A 15,639-nucleotide genomic window follows, 5' to 3' on the forward strand; every position below is an offset into this window, starting at 1 on the left:
TTTTAGTGATTCTATTTTTTTGAAATGTAAATGTTTCGTGAGACACGATGAATCGTGCCTCTACGGTGTAGTTTTTCAATTTATATTCTACTTGAGGTTGAAAGTATACCTTGTAGAGACTCGATTTATCGCGTCTCACGGTCCACAATCAGCGCCATAACAAATACAGAAAAACCTACGAAATTGCTTCCAATTCCATCTGTGCCATTTTATCACCCGTTGAAAGTGCTGCACTTGTCATGATATCCAAATTACCTGCATAATCAGGTAGGTAATGACCTGCACCTACCACTTGTAAAAATACCGTAGTTTTTAATCCATGACGATGCCCTAATCCTTCAATAAAAACAGGTTGATCTTCAGGAATATCATCAAACTGTACTTCTTGATGTAATGTATAGCCCGGTACATATTTCTGTACTTCAGTAATCATTGAAGAGATGCTTTTTCGGATGTCTTCTCGATCACCTTGTTCGCTTAGTGTGAAAACAGTATCACGCATTACAACGGCTGGTTCAGCAGGGTTAAGGATAATCAATGCTTTTCCTTTATCTGCTCCACCGATTTCTTCTATTGCTTTGGCAGTTGTTACAGTAAATTCATCAATATTCGCTCTTGTTCCTGGACCTGCCGATTTACTTGATATTGAAGCGACAATTTCACCATAATGTACTTTTGCTACTTTGTTTACTGCAGCAACAATAGGAATCGTAGCTTGTCCACCACAAGTCACCATATTGACGTTGCGAACATTAAGATTTGCATCAAAATTGACCGGAGGTACTAAGAAAGGACCAATTGCAGCAGGTGTCAAATCAATCACCTTTTTGTCAGGATATTTTTCTATAATTTCCCAATGATAGTGATGTGCTTTGGCAGAGGTAGCATCAAAGATGAGTTTGATGTCTTTCCATTCTTCCATTTCTATCAATCCTTTTAAGCCATCTGAGGTAGTTTTTACGCCCATGCGTTCGGCACGTGCTAATCCATCGGAGGATGGGTCGATCCCCACCATGGCGGTGAGTTCCATGTGTTGGGATAATCGTACTATTTTAATCATAAGGTCAGTGCCGATATTGCCTGAACCTATGATAGCTGTTTTTATTTTCATGTGTTTATTGGTGATTCTATTTTTTTGAAATGTAAATGTTTCGTTAGACACGATTAATCGTGCCTCTACGGAGTATTTTTTCAATTTATTTTCTACTTGAGGTTGAAAGTATACCTTGTAGAGACCCGATTTATCGCGTCTCACGTACCACAGTCAGCGCCATATTAAATACCATCAAATTCTCCATCAATCAATTATATTTTAGTGATTCTATTTTTTTGAAATGTAAATGTTTCGTTAGACACGATGAATCGTGCCTCTACGGAGTAGTTTTTCAATTTATGTTCTACCTGAGATTGAAAGTATTTCTTGTAGAGACCCGATTTATCGCGTCTCACGTACCACAATCAGCACCATATTAAATACCATCAAATTCTCCATCAATCAACTATAATTTAGTGATTCTATTTTTTTGAAATGTAAATGTTTCGTTAGACACGATTAATCGTGCCTCTACGGAGTAGTTTTTCAAATTAAAATTCTACATAAGTTTGAAAGTTTTCCTTGTAGAGACCCGATTTATCGCGTCTCACGGTCCACAGTCAGCGCCATATTAAATACCAAAATCAGAACTCTATCCAAAGCCACAATTCATTTTTACAATGGCTTATACGCCACTGCTTTTATCTCAATCAATAAATTTGGATGAGGCAATTGATGTACTGCCACTGTGGTTCTTGTCGGACCATTTTCAGAATTGAAAAACGTACCATAGACCTCGTTGTATCCTTTAAAATCTTTCATGTCTACTAGGAATGTGGTGATGTCTACAACATCGGTCAAATCAGCTTCAATACTTTGTAATAGTGCATTAATATTTTCGATCACTGCAGCTGTTTGTTTTTTGATGTCAAGATGCCAATTGCCTTCTGGGTCTTGTTCAGCACCAACGTGAGTATTATCACTACGACGACTACTTGTCCCAGATACGTAAATGAAGTCCCCAACACGTTTAACATGTGGATATTTACCGAGTGGTTTTGCTTTTCCTTCAACAACTTTTCCTTTCATAATTACTCCGTAAATGAAACGCTTACACTTCCGATACCTTCGATTGAAGCAGTGAAATTATCTCCTGCTTTAATATTGACCATTGGTCCTAATGCACCACTTAAAATAAGATCACCTGCTTTTAGTGGCTGTCCCATATCTACCATTTTTTGTGCTAACCAAAGTACTGCATTGATAGGGGAACCTAGGCAAGCTTTCCCTACACCTTCAGAAACCAATTCGTCATTGTTTTCCATTTTCATAAGGCAATTGATAAGATCTACATTTTCTAACTTTACGGGGCGATGACCGATCACCCAGTGACTCGCTGAGGCATTGTCCGCAATGGTATCAGTGATTTTTATATCCCAGTCTTTTATTCTGCTTCCTACAATTTCTATAGAAGGTAAAACATAATCGACGGCACTGATAATATCTCTAGAAGTGAGATGAGGATTATCAAGATCACTCTTTAAGACAAAAGCAATTTCAGCTTCAGCTTTCGGTTGCATTAAATCACTTACGGAGATTTCACCGCCATTCAATACTTCACGGTCGTGCCATAGTAAACCAAAGTCAGGCTGATCTACACCCAATTGTTTTTGCACAACGGGAGAAGTTAAACCAATCTTATGTCCAATAATTCTTGAACCAGATTTCAATTTTAATTCATTATTGATTTGTTGTACAGAATAAGCGGCATTTAAATCATCCGTTCCGATCAATTCACGAACAGGTGCACAGTATTCATGTTCCACTTCAGCTTCTCTTAAAATATGGGCTGCTTTCTCGATATTTCTTCTTAGTATCATATATCTTTTTAGACTGTTATCGTTATTTTTCTAGTTTATATAGCACAGGTTTACTGGGGACTGCATCCAATCGAATAGAAGGGATTTGAATATTCAAAAGGTACAATCCATCTTCGATTTCGTAGGGCACAAAAATCAGTTCAGTGATGGTATTGTTGATTAATGAATTTTCGTCTGCTTTTACACCTTTCACTTGCCAGAAAGTTCGGTGATTAATCAGTTTGCCTTGATCTTCCTCACGATCGACAGAAGGTAAATCCAGTAATAGATGTTTTATATTCATTTCATGAATTAATTCCATGGCTTCCTTTGTTAAATAAGGAGGGTTTGTTCCGGAATAATTCTTCTTTAATTTATCAAAATTATTTGGTAATGTTCTGATGATTAAAGCCTCAGGTGTATTTTTTATCAACTTTTTTTCAAGTGCTTCTTCTGTGATAACCCAATCTTCATTTTGCTTTGCTAAATCAACAGTGATTAATGAAGCCACAAAATGAAATTCCTTTAAGCAAGAATGTATTGATTCTTGCTCCATAGTAATATGACCAAGGGACTCTGTATGTGTGCCATTTCCATGCGGATTTAAGGTCAAATTAAAGAAATTGACGGGTGCACCTTTTTCAACGCTGCCTGTAAAATCACCTGCCACCAATGGTTCTTTATTTATATTTGGAGCATAAAAACAATTGACATCACCTGCAGGAATTGAGATGTCAATCGGCTGTGAAAGATCACAAGTATAGACCTTTCGATTGTAATCAAAATAGATCTTCATTATACTTCGATGGCTTTAACTTTTTGATAAAAATCTGAAAGGGCATACTCTTCAAAACGATCCTCTGCACACATCTTCAATAGTACTTCATCTTGCTTTCTACCTCTTACCATTGCTTCATGATAGGAGAGGTCAGGACAAAAAGTAACTAAAGAATATTTTGAGAAATAATCCTCGTATTGCTGTTCCAATTGCATCTCAATTTTACGTTTTCGGATAAAAGGCATTTGCCCAACGTTATCTCTCATCTCATAAAAATTATCGATGGCTAAATCCGCAATAGCATCCGTATTTTGCTTTCGGATCAATTGAAATTCTTCAAATAATGGTTTCCAATTATTCCCATGTTTATCCAAGAGTTCATCAAACACTTTTACATCTTCAAAAGAAGCATTCATACCTTGACCATAAAAAGGAACAATAGCATGAGAAGCATCGCCCATGATTAGTGCTTTACCATTTACTTGCCAAGGATAGCATTTAATGGTGGCTAATGAACTTGTAGGACTTTCAAAATACTCTTCTAAATAATGGGGAATATAAGGTAAGAGTGTAGGGTAATATTTCTCAAAAAAGGCTTTTACTTTTTCTTTCGTATCAAGATTATTAAAACCTTCCTCTCCATCATATGGATGAAACATTGTTAATGTAAAACTACCGTCAAGATTGGGTAGGGCGATGATCATAAACTCTCCTCGAGGCCAAATATGTAAAGCTTCCTTTTCAATTTTCCATGCATGATTTTCATCAGGATGAATACTCAATTCTTTGTATCCATGACGAAGGAAATTTTGAGAATAATTAAAAAGCAATGTATTACTATGTGACATCATACTTTTACGGATAGCAGAACCAGCACCGTCCGTTCCTATAACGACCACCCCCTTATCTTTATGGATTTCATTGTTTAATTGAAACTCAATTTCTGCTTGATCTAGATCGACATGGGTCACTTTTGCATTAAAATGTATTGTGACATCATCGTATGCCTCTAATTCATTTAATAATACAATATTTAAACCTGGTCTAGAAACAGAATTAATATGTTCAGTTGGGCGACCACTATACTGTGAAAGAAAAGCTTCACCACCTAAGGGATGGATAAAACGACCTTTCATCGGAATACTATTTTCAATTACTTTATCACGTAAACCTGCAATTGTCAAAGCATTTAAGCCTCTATCTGACAATGCTAAGTTGATGGACCTTCCTGCATCCAAATGATTTTTTCGGAGATCAGGACGCTTTTCATAAAGTGCAACTTCAAAACCTCTTTGTGCCATGCGAATTGCCAATAAAGTTCCGCATAAACCAGCACCAACTATGATAACTTTTTCTTTCACGATGCTTTATTTTGATTCAATAGCTGATTTTAAAATTTCATAGAAGTGATAAACATCTTCATATGAATTATACAATGCTGTAGGAGCGATACGGATCACATCAGGTTCTCTCCAATCTGCAATAACACCCATTGCTGTGATCTGATCAAAAAGTGCTTTATCCGCATTAATTACTTGAATGGATAATTGAGAACCCCTTTGAAGAGGATCAGTCGGTGTAATGATATTGATAACGTCCTTGCCTAATAAATTGACTAAAGACTCCAAATAACCTGTCAACTGAATTGCCTTTTTACGGAGATTATAAATTCCCGCTTCATCAAAAATTTTCAAGGAAGCCCAAACCGCCGCCATGGATAGGATAGGAGGATTGCTTAATTGCCAAGCCTCCACACTTTGTATAGGGTCAAAAGCATCACGCATCTTAAAACGCGTTTCTTTATTGTGTCCCCACCAACCAGCAAATCGAGGAAGATCTTTGTTGTCTTTATGGCGTTCATGTACAAATGCACCACCCAGACTACCCGGTCCAGAATTCAAGTATTTGTAACTACACCAAACCGCAAAATCACACCCGGAATCATGTAATTCTAAAGGGATATTACCAGCACCATGAGCACAATCAAAACCGACCATCATTCCTTTAGCATGACCATGTTCCGTAATCGTTTTCATATTAAAAAACTGCCCAGTGTAGTAGTTGGTATTACCTAAAACAAGCAAAGCAATTTCATCACCTTCTTGCTCAATAAGCTCAAGGATATCTTCCTCACGTAAAAGGTATTCTCCTTCTCTTGCTTTTAGTTCAATCAAACATTCTTTTGGATCTAAACCATGAAATTTGATTTGAGATTCCACTGCATATTTATCCGATGGAAAAGCATCCGCTTCAATGACAATTTTATTTCTCTTTCCTTTTGGTTGATAAAAAGAAACCATCATTAAATGAAGATTGACGGTGAGTGTATTCATGATCACCACTTCATGCGGTTTTGCACCCACCACTTTTGCCATTGCTTCTGTAAGAAATTCATGATAAGGAAGCCAAGGGTTTTTTGCATGAAAATGACCTTCCACACCCCAATTTTTCCAATCTTTTAATTCCTGTAAAACCCCTTCTTCTGTAGATTTTGGTTGTAAGCCCAAAGAATTTCCACACAAGTAAAGGTAAGGTTCTCCATTTTCTTGTATAGGAAAATGAAATTGATCTCTATATTTCCTTAGTTCATCTTGCTCATCTAATGCACGAGCATAAGCTAAACTATTAATTGCTTCTTTAGTTTCCATTAATGCTAATTTTAGAAAGTCTCTGTAAGAATTTTTCCTTCTGTTCACCAGCGATCCAACGAATTACATTGTAAGACCAAATCTCTTGGTGTTGATTTACATCGATAATGCCTTCTTCAACTGCTAAGTCCAATAATTTACCTGGGTAAGAAGTTTGTGCTTGACAATCCATTTCTCCTAAAGGATAAGGATCATCCAAACCCATGAGGATTTGATCCGTTCCTTTCAAACGTTTTACCATCAATTCTAATGCAAGTGTATCATGTACCAAGGTATCAAAGAATATGTTCTCTTGCCCTAATGCTTTACGTGGACGATCCATGCCTTCAAATAAATCAGGTCGACCATCGAATGCTTGCGTTCTTCTACCAATATTGACATGATTCAGTTGACCGCCATGTGCAAAACAAACTCTTACATTTGGGTACTTTTTATACCAAGAATTCAACGTAAAAAAATGATAAGCATCGGCACATTGAGCTAGCATCCAAACCAAATGAAAACGCCATGCTTTATTTTCCAATTGAATAAACTTTTCCCCATCATAAGGGTGAATCTCCACCGCAAGTTGATATTGATCTGCTAATTCGAAAATAGGAGATGTTTCTTCATTGAATATATTTTTCCAATTGCCTTCTTGATCCATGTAATGTGTAGGCAGACAAAGTAATTGCATATCTAAGTCTTCTACACAACGCTTGATTTCTTTTAAAGCACCTTCAATATATCCCGCATACACCACGAATCCACAAGTAAATTTCTCAGGATAATCATGTTGAATTTTTGCATTGAAATCATTTTGAAAACGTAAAGCAATTTTCATATCCTCTAAAGCTAAACCATTACCATAGAGTTGCGAAAGGTTCATGACAACACAGTGATCAATATTGCTTTGTTCCATCCATTCCAATTTTTCATGTAAGAAAAAACTAGGGTCAGTAATGGGACGCTTCCAATCATTCTGATGCATAAATTTCCTTTCCTCATCAATCCAAAAGATTTTTTTTTCCTTAAGAATGGCAGGGATATCTTCGGGATAAGGCAATAGGTGAGAGTGACCGTTGATTCTTAAACCTTCCATGATTAAGCAGGCTTTTCCATCACAGTTCCACATTTATCACAAGTTCTCAAAGAAAGATCTGAGTAGAACTTATCAAAAATCACAGGTAAATCCTTTTCGATATTATTCAAAGAAAAAGGTTCTTCGTACAGCTTATTTTGACAGGATTCACAGAACCAAGCCAAGCCGTCTTTCATTCCTTCTGCACGCTTTTGCTCAATCACCAAACCCACTGTATTCGCTCCCCTTTGTGGAGAGTGAGGGATATTTCCTGGTAGATAGAACATTTCACCTTCTTTAATTTCTACATCACGAGGTTCGCCATTTTCGATAATCTTTAAAGTGATATCACCTTCTACCTGATAGAAGAATTCTGGTGTTTCGTTGAGGTGGTAATCTTTTCGTGAATTGGGACCGCCAACGACCATGACAATAAAGTCTTCATTGTAAACGGCTTTGTTGCCTACTGGTGGTTTTAATAAGTGACGATTGTCTTCTATCCACTGAGAGAAGTTAAGTGCATTTGGTAATTTGTTCATGATATGTGTGTTTATAAGGTGTCTATTGCAAAATGAGATTAATCCTACTTTCAAATAAGGTTCTTCTTCATTTTTGTCTTGAAACAAAAACGAAGCAAAAAATTCAAGGCTGTAAACTGAAAAGCTAAATTTCATTTCATACACCGAAATGATTAAAACTCGCTTTGCTCAAACAGTAAATCATTTTTAACGGTTTATTTCATAAAATTCTTTACGCTTTTCACTTTAATGCCGATAATGAAAATCTATCACTATTTAACAACAGCTCAGTTGTTTGAAAAATGGAAACTCAACTGTTGTTTAATTTCTGATGGAAGGACAGGCAATTCAGACCTTGGAATCAGCAACGTTGAAATCGCATGGAAATCTCCAAAAATTTTATGTGAGTGTGCGGTTTTATTTAAATAATCATGACCTGAAGAACCGCCCGTTCCGATCTTGTGTCCTAACATACGTAATACCATCTGAGCATGACGGTATCGCCAAGTCGTCAAAAGGTCATCAATATTTACCAAACTTGTGAGCAATTGATAAGGCAATTGTAGAATTGGTTCATCACGATAGAGGTTAATGAAAAGAGCTGCTAATGTCGCATCATAAGTCAACTTCTTTTTGCCTTCTTTCATCATTTCATTATGATTACCTTCATCCAATATATTTTTAAAATAAGTGTCCGTGCCACCTACCATTTGTGTTCTTTTTTCTTTTTCATCGGGAGTTAAATATTCAGAAGCTTGAATGGCAGCGTACTCTTTGCTCATCATTTTGTTGACTGCCTCTTTATATTTTTCCAAGAAATTAAAATCGCCTGTTTTCAAGAAAGGCGTTCTTTCAAGCCATTTTCCGATCCAATCGAATAAAGTGCCCTTGTTATAAATGTCTTCTAAGCGATCTTTTTGTTCTTGTGGGAAAACAGAGCTATATCCTTTATTATTATAGGTGATGCGTTGCTTTTTGGGTAAACCTAAAAGACTTTCAACCTCTCTAAACTGAATACTTTGGAAGCCAGAGGCAGGGAAGAGGTAATCTCTGAAATCTAGGAAATCCAAAGGCGTCATTGTTTCCATTACTTCAATCTGATCGATCAATAGCTTCATCACTTTTTCTACACGGTTCAATCTACTTATCGCTACGCCTAAGCTATTTTCATCTACTTCCTCTTTGGCAAACATGCTAATCACACTTTCTAATTCATGGATGATTTGCTTGAACCAAAGTTCATATACCTGATGCGTGATGATAAACAGCATTTCATCGTGTGCGGGTTTCCCTAATGCCTCACTTCTCAGATTTTGTGTTTCGAGTAATTCGTCAAGCCCTAAATAATTTTGATAGTGTATGGTTGAGTATTTTTTATCCGACATTTTATGGTTGTTTGAAATTTCCGATTTTGTTTTGAATGCTAAAGGCACCTTCTTGTAAAATTGCGACATAATCCATTACTTTTTCGTTTTCAAAACGATTGGCAGGACCTGCAGCACTTAAGCCAGCGATGACTTCATTGTTCTGGTTGAAAATAGGGATGGCAACACAGATTAATCCAATTTCACTTTCCTCTCTTTCAAGAGCGTATCCGTTGGCTTTAATCTCTATTAATTTCCTTTGCATTACCTTTTTATTAGTAATGGTATATTCTGTAAAAGATTGCGTTGAGTTTTCGTCATATATGAAATGCAATGCCTTTTCTTGTTCATTTTTAGGGAGATAAGCTAAAAGTATTTTCCCTAAAGCAGTGGAGTACAAAGGAGAGTAATCGCCTATTTGTGTGCTAATTTTTAGCCCTTGAGGGCTTTCCACTTTATCTATATAAAAAACTTTATTGTCCTTTAGAAGACCTATTAATACTGTTTCAGTGATATTTTTAGCAACATCGATTAAGGCAGGGTGAGAATGTTTGACAAATGCATTATTGACCTCTACACGATTCCCTAATTCAAAGAGTTTTATCCCCAAACGATATTTCTCTCTTTCTTCATCTTTATATAAAACTTCTATGGATTCCATTTGAGAAAGAAAGCGATGAATATTACTCTTATTCGTACCTATTTCTTTTGCTAATTCAGTGACACCCCATTCCGGTTTTTCAGGCGTAAAGTAATCTAAAATCGCAAAGGTCTTATGAACTGAACTTTTGAGATCTAACATTTACTTTATCTTTAAATGTACTTTTCCTAATTGCTCGAAACTTGCAACCACTTCATCTCCTGATTTTACAAATTCAGCTGAAGTTGCAGCACCAGCAAGAATTACTTCTCCTTTTTGTATTTTGAAACCATACTTTTGAGCCATTTTAGACGCCTCGATCATAGACTCCCAAGGATCCCCAAGAATTGCATTTGAATTTCCTTCTTGGATGACTTGATCATTAATGAAAAGTTGAATCCCTAAATGATTTACTTTTTGAGAGGTAGGGAACCATCTTCCGAGTACATAAGCTGAAGAAGAACAGTTATCCGCAATGACGTCTTCTAATGAAAACTTAAAATTCTTGTACCTTGAATCAATAACTTCGATAGCAGGAGCAACTGCCTCAACATATTCTTTGACATTGTCTAGAGTTAAAACAGTGTCTATATCTTTCGAAATTTTGAAGGCAATTTCTGGTTCAACTCTTGGATGAATAAAACGGGATAGATCGAGTGTTCCGCCATTAGGAATGTCCATTATATTGGTGAGACGTCCCCAAATAACATCATGAACACCCATCTGTTCCATTTTGGCTTTACTCGTAAAACCCAATTTATAGCCAGTATGTGATTCTCCACGCTCTAAACGTAAGAGATTTGATAGTTTCTGTATTTCATAAGCCTCTTCCAGATTGATAGGGTCAGTCTCACTTAGTTGTGCAACTACCTCTGCAGTTTTAGCAGCATTATCAATCGTTTCAGCTAGTTTGTTTAATGTGTTGTGTTTCATATATAGCGACAGCTTGTTAATTATAGAAACAATATAGAGGTTATTTATTAAATGTCAAAAGTACATGTATAGTTTTTTGAATTTACTAACTCTACTTGTGTAGGAATCAATTTTAAAATCAAACATTAAAATAGTTTATTTATATACCTCTTTAGTTAAAGAACAATGTTCCTTTTATAGTATTCAAAAAATTAGTTTTCATATTAGTATTATGCTTAAATCTTAAAATTACCTCATTTTATTCAGTTTTTGTCTAGTTGTAAATTAGTGAAATCTTACTTTTTATTGAATGAAATTTTTCTTGTCTAGGTATATATCTAGTCGGTATCAGTTTTTGTCTAGTCAATGAAATTGTAATATTTAGTAGATCAAAATACATTTGAAAATGTAGATATGACACTTGTGGTGGACACTTCTAATGAGTGAATGCGAACCCCAAAGTACACCACAAGTGTTTATTTACACTAAATGATAAAGGATCTCCCAAAAGTATTGGAATCTAAATGCTGGTAGGTGCTATTAAATGAAAATTGTTCAATTTCTAACCTCAGATTTATGAAATAATTCTAATCTATAATCTCATTCTAGAAACATCCTAGAAAAAAAGTCTTTTTAATGAAAACAGTTTTACATCAAAAAGCAAAACTAAATACTGTTAGGTGCTATATAGTTACTTTATCACTCCTTTGAGAAAATATAGTTTTTGCAACATCTACTAAATGAAATGAAAATCATCATGAACTATTTTTTAACTATCATTTCAATTAACATTGAAATGAAAAAACAACTATTATTTATTTCTACATTTTTAATATCTATTACTACTTATGCTCAAGATTGGAGTAGTATTCCAGTACCTGCAGATGCAGGTGTGGGTAAAAGTTGGGAACTTCAAGAAAATGTTTCTGATGACTTTAATTATAACTTCAATGCTGTGGATTATAAATCTAACTTTGGAGAAGGGAAATGGTATAATTTTTACCATAATGCATGGGATGGACCTGGCACAACTTATTGGAAATATCAAAATGTAAAAGTTGAAAATGGAAGTCTCGTCATAGATGCTTCACGTTGGAATCAGAACAATCAAGCAAGTCCATGGAATGGAAATAGTCCAAAAATGGGTAGACCTACAAATGGTGTGAATTCTGGTTGTGTAACCTCAAATAACAGAGTTCAATATCCAGTATATGTAGAATCAGCTATTAGTGTTGCCAATATTAGCTTAGCTTCATGTTTCTGGCTATTAAGTCCTGATGATACTCAAGAAATAGATATTATTGAAAACTATGGAGGTGTTGATGGTTTTAAGCACCTTACTCATATCTCTCATCACTCTTTTATTCGAAATCCTTTTCATGATTACCAACCCAGAGATTGGAATAGCTGGTGGCCTGATAGTAGAGTAAGTACTTCCTATGGTTGGGGAGATTGGGCATGGAATAATGGAGAAAGAAGATACTTAAGACTTGGTGTTTATTGGAAAACTCCTAATCACTTTGAATACTATATTGATGGAGACCTTGTAAGAGTGATGTATCATAATGCCATTGCTACATTGATGAATGGTACTTGGGAGTATACTTATTACAATAGAAAACATCCAGCGAATACTGTAGATTCTTGGGGTAATAATGTGGGAGGTATGCCTATAAATGCTTCAAATGGTTACTCAGAAGTGATACAATATGCAACATCACCTACTTTTTCATTTCAGACATTACAAGCTGCTAGTAATGCTTCTAATGGAATTAATGTTATTGATCCCGGAGAATATCATAATGGCAATGGTTTTACAAAAGAAATGGATATTATTATTAATGTAGAATCACAAAGCTGGTTAGTTGCAAGAAATGAAACACCTTCTGATTCTGATTTGAATGATGTATCTAAAAATAGGATGGAGGTTGATTGGGTAAGGGTATATAAACCCGTAACATCACAAGGAACTGTGGCAGTAACTGGTGTGACTTTATCCCCAGATGTTATGAACTTGAAAGTAGGCGATACATCATATCTCACAGGACAAGTAATTCCAACTAATGCCTCTGATCAAACTATGCTCCTAACATCAAATAATGAAGCAGTAGTAAGTGTTGCTCAAAATGGGCTTATTCAAGCACATACTTTAGGTGAAGCGATTATTACTGCAACTACTTCAGATGGTGGTTTTACAGCGACGTCAACAATTATTGTTCAGGAAAACACAACGGAAGATCCTCCTATTCAAGGACACAATTTTGAATTAGAAGCAGAAAATTTTGAAGCAACAGGTGGAGATTACAATGATAATTTTGTTCCTTTTGGAATGAATAGCGTAAATAACTTAGGAGTTAATTATGTCAATTCTGGAGACTGGATTGAATTTACGATCAATGCATTAGGAACTTACTCTATACAATATATGATCTCTACACCAATAGCTTCAAATACTCAGGTATCTCTTTTTGTTGATGAAAATCAAGTAGACCAAACGAATGTTCCCAATAATGGTGGATGGGATAATTATACTGCATTAACTGCCAATAATAATATTATTTTTTCTGGTACGCATAAAATTAAAATTTTAGCTTCTGGTACTAATGCATGGCAATGGAACCTTGATAAAGTGGTATTTAAAGCAGTAAATACAATTCCTGTTACTGGAATTGATGTTGATGTATCTAGTTTAAATCTAACAGTTCCTGAAACATTTCAATTAAATGCCTCAATAGTTCCAATAAATGCGACAAACCAGAATTATTCTTGGTCCTCTTCAAACCCTTCTATAGCAAGTGTAAATTCAAATGGTATAGTGACTGCGAATGCTAATGGTCAAGCAGTAATATCTGTTATTTCATCAGAGGGTAATTTTGTAAAAAATATTAATGTTATAGTTGAAGAAGAGATTATTACAGGTACATCAATTTTTTCTATTGAAGCTGAAAACTTTGTAACTACGGGTGGTAGTTACAATGATAATCATGTGCCTTTTGGTATGAATAGGGTAAATAATTTAGGGGTAAATTATGTTAATACTGGTGATTGGGCTGAATATAATTTTAATGTAAGTAATTCAGGTACTTATGCAATTGAATACTTAATATCTACGCCTATGAACTCAGGCACAGGAATTCAACTTCTTGTAGATGGTGCTTCTGTAGCCAATGATTATGTGCCTGCGAATGGTCAGTGGGATAACTATGAACCCTTACTTTCATCTTCATCTATTTTCTTACAAGAAGGAAACCATACGTTTAGAATTGTAGCATCTGGTACAAACGCATGGCAATGGAATCTTGATAAAATTATTTTTACTTCAGAAAGTAATACAAGGAAGTTAAATAATTCTTCTCTATTTCAGTCAAAAATGTATACAATCTTCCCTAATCCTACGAAGGATAAGATAAATATAGTAGGACTTATAAATGGTAATTATTACATCAAAATCCAAGATATTAATGGACATGAAGTATATAATAAAAAAATAAATTTTATTCATAAACATACTATTTGTTTAAATGGGTTTCCAAATGGTATGTATCTCATTCATATTATTGGAGGTGACGTAAAAGAAACAACAAAAATTTTAATTGCAAATTAGTTTAAAAAAAGTATTACAAATAATAATATAAAAGTGATAATGTAAACGAAGTAAGATATTCTTACTTCGTTTTTTATAAGAAAATATAATCTTGATATGAGTTTAGAATGTATGATTTGAATTGGATAATATTTAAAATATCGAGAGTATAAAATAAACGCTGTCCGTAATTTTTAAATTTTATATATTGAAAATTATGGCAAAGCAATCACAAAAAGAGAGTGCTGAGTTTCAAAAAATGCGAGACTTGGCACTCAAACAACTCTTATCAGGAAAATCTCTAACAGGGAAAGGAGGTGTATTTGCACCTTTATTGAAACAATTTTTAGACAGTGCTCTTGATGCTGAAATGTCAGCTCATCTAGCAGAAGAGTCTTCAGATGAAGGTAAGCCCAAAAACAAACGTAACGGTAAACGTAGTAAAAAAGTAAAGACGATTGCAGGAGAGATTGAAGTGATTACCCCTCAAGACCGGAATTCTAGTTTCAAACCTTCTGTTTTACCTAAACGCGAGACCGTTTTAGCCGATAATATGGCTCCTAAAATCTTATCTCTTTATTCTAAAGGAATGAGCCTTGCAGATATTTCTTCTCACATCAAAGAACTCTATGATGTGTCAGTGAGTAATCAGACGTTATCTAATATCATTGACAGGATAGTTCCGGAGGTGAAAAACTGGCAAAATAGAGCATTGGATAGTGTTTATCCGATTGTTTGGATGGATGCCATTCATTTTAAAGTTAAAGGAGATGATAGACGTACAGAAGCTCGTGCGGTTTATAATATTTTAGCCCTCAATAAAGAAGGTAAAAAAGAACTTATAGGAATGTATATTTCTGAAAGTGAAGGAGCTAATTTTTGGCTGCAAGTACTCTCAGATCTCAAAAATAGAGGTGTGGAAGATATTCTTATTGCTTGTACAGATAACTTAAAAGGGTTCTCAGAAGCCATATTAAGTGTATTTCCAGCTGCAGAAATACAAAAATGTGTGATCCATCAAGTTCGAGGCTCAATTAGGTATGTAGCCTCAAAAGATCAAAAAGAATTTATGCGGGATTTAAAGTTAGTTTATCAGGCAATGACCAAAGAAATTGCTGAGGATGAACTTCTTAACCTTGAAGAAAAATGGGGTAAAAAGTATCCTATTGTAATTGATTCCTGGCAACGTAATTGGTCAGAATTGACCGCTTATTTTGACTATGATCCGATGATTAGGAAGATGA

General features: G+C 35.1%; 13 protein-coding genes. 2 read left to right on the plus strand and 11 right to left on the minus strand.

The annotated features are described in order from the left end of the window. Positions 1-175 precede the first annotated feature (175 nt). The 11 genes from ACXAHM_RS25195 to ACXAHM_RS25245 form a co-directional block, all read right to left on the minus strand. The gene (locus tag ACXAHM_RS25195) at positions 176-1,111 is read right to left on the minus strand and encodes an acetaldehyde dehydrogenase (acetylating) (RefSeq protein WP_474966665.1); all 936 of its coding nucleotides are present in this window, start codon (positions 1,109-1,111) and stop codon (positions 176-178) included. Positions 1,112-1,708: 597 nt separating this feature from the next. Then, positions 1,709-2,122, minus strand: a complete 414-nt coding sequence (locus tag ACXAHM_RS25200) for a RidA family protein (protein WP_474966667.1) — start codon at positions 2,120-2,122, stop codon at positions 1,709-1,711. A gap of 2 nt (positions 2,123-2,124) precedes the next feature. Then, entirely contained in the window at positions 2,125-2,913 is a 789-nt protein-coding gene (locus ACXAHM_RS25205; protein ID WP_474966670.1) for a 2-keto-4-pentenoate hydratase, read from the minus strand. A 22-nt stretch (positions 2,914-2,935) separates the two neighbouring features. Continuing rightward, the gene (locus ACXAHM_RS25210) at positions 2,936-3,688 is read right to left on the minus strand and encodes a cyclase family protein (protein ID WP_474966674.1); all 753 of its coding nucleotides are present in this window, start codon (positions 3,686-3,688) and stop codon (positions 2,936-2,938) included. Further along, positions 3,688-5,031: an FAD-dependent oxidoreductase gene (locus ACXAHM_RS25215; RefSeq protein WP_474966678.1), complete on the minus strand. Its 1,344-nt coding sequence runs from the start codon at positions 5,029-5,031 to the stop codon at positions 3,688-3,690. The genes ACXAHM_RS25210 and ACXAHM_RS25215 overlap by 1 nt, the downstream gene beginning before the upstream one ends. Positions 5,032-5,037: 6 nt before the next feature. Further along, positions 5,038-6,318, minus strand: a complete 1,281-nt coding sequence (gene kynU / locus ACXAHM_RS25220) for a kynureninase (protein WP_474966682.1) — start codon at positions 6,316-6,318, stop codon at positions 5,038-5,040. Next, positions 6,308-7,399 carry an amidohydrolase family protein gene (locus tag ACXAHM_RS25225; protein WP_474966686.1) on the minus strand — a complete coding sequence of 364 codons (1,092 nt, stop codon included), beginning with the start codon at positions 7,397-7,399 and terminating at the stop codon, positions 6,308-6,310. The genes kynU and ACXAHM_RS25225 overlap by 11 nt, the downstream gene beginning before the upstream one ends. 2 nt (positions 7,400-7,401) lie before the next feature. After that, the gene (locus tag ACXAHM_RS25230) at positions 7,402-7,917 is read right to left on the minus strand and encodes a 3-hydroxyanthranilate 3,4-dioxygenase (RefSeq protein WP_474966689.1); all 516 of its coding nucleotides are present in this window, start codon (positions 7,915-7,917) and stop codon (positions 7,402-7,404) included. Positions 7,918-8,183: 266 nt separating this feature from the next. Then, on the minus strand, positions 8,184-9,350 hold the full coding sequence (locus ACXAHM_RS25235) for a tryptophan 2,3-dioxygenase family protein (protein WP_474966693.1): 1,167 nt from the start codon (positions 9,348-9,350) through the stop codon (positions 8,184-8,186). Then, positions 9,283-10,062, minus strand: coding sequence for an IclR family transcriptional regulator (locus tag ACXAHM_RS25240; protein ID WP_474966695.1), 780 nt, complete (start codon positions 10,060-10,062; stop codon positions 9,283-9,285). Before ACXAHM_RS25240 ends, ACXAHM_RS25235 begins: the two co-directional genes overlap by 68 nt. Continuing rightward, positions 10,063-10,833, minus strand: coding sequence for a 2-keto-4-pentenoate hydratase (locus tag ACXAHM_RS25245; protein ID WP_474966698.1), 771 nt, complete (start codon positions 10,831-10,833; stop codon positions 10,063-10,065). 775 nt (positions 10,834-11,608) lie between these two features. On the opposite strand from ACXAHM_RS25245, the gene ACXAHM_RS25250 reads away from it, so the two are divergent. Both ACXAHM_RS25250 and ACXAHM_RS25255 read left to right on the plus strand, forming a co-directional pair. Beyond that, positions 11,609-14,416, plus strand: coding sequence for an Ig-like domain-containing protein (locus ACXAHM_RS25250; protein WP_474966702.1), 2,808 nt, complete (start codon positions 11,609-11,611; stop codon positions 14,414-14,416). Between the two features lie 196 nt (positions 14,417-14,612). Beyond that, positions 14,613-15,639, plus strand: a 1,027-nt coding sequence (locus ACXAHM_RS25255; RefSeq protein WP_474966705.1) for an IS256 family transposase, incomplete at its 3' end; no start/stop codon positions are given.

The organism is Flammeovirga sp. AWQ4_249 (assembly GCF_056161045.1).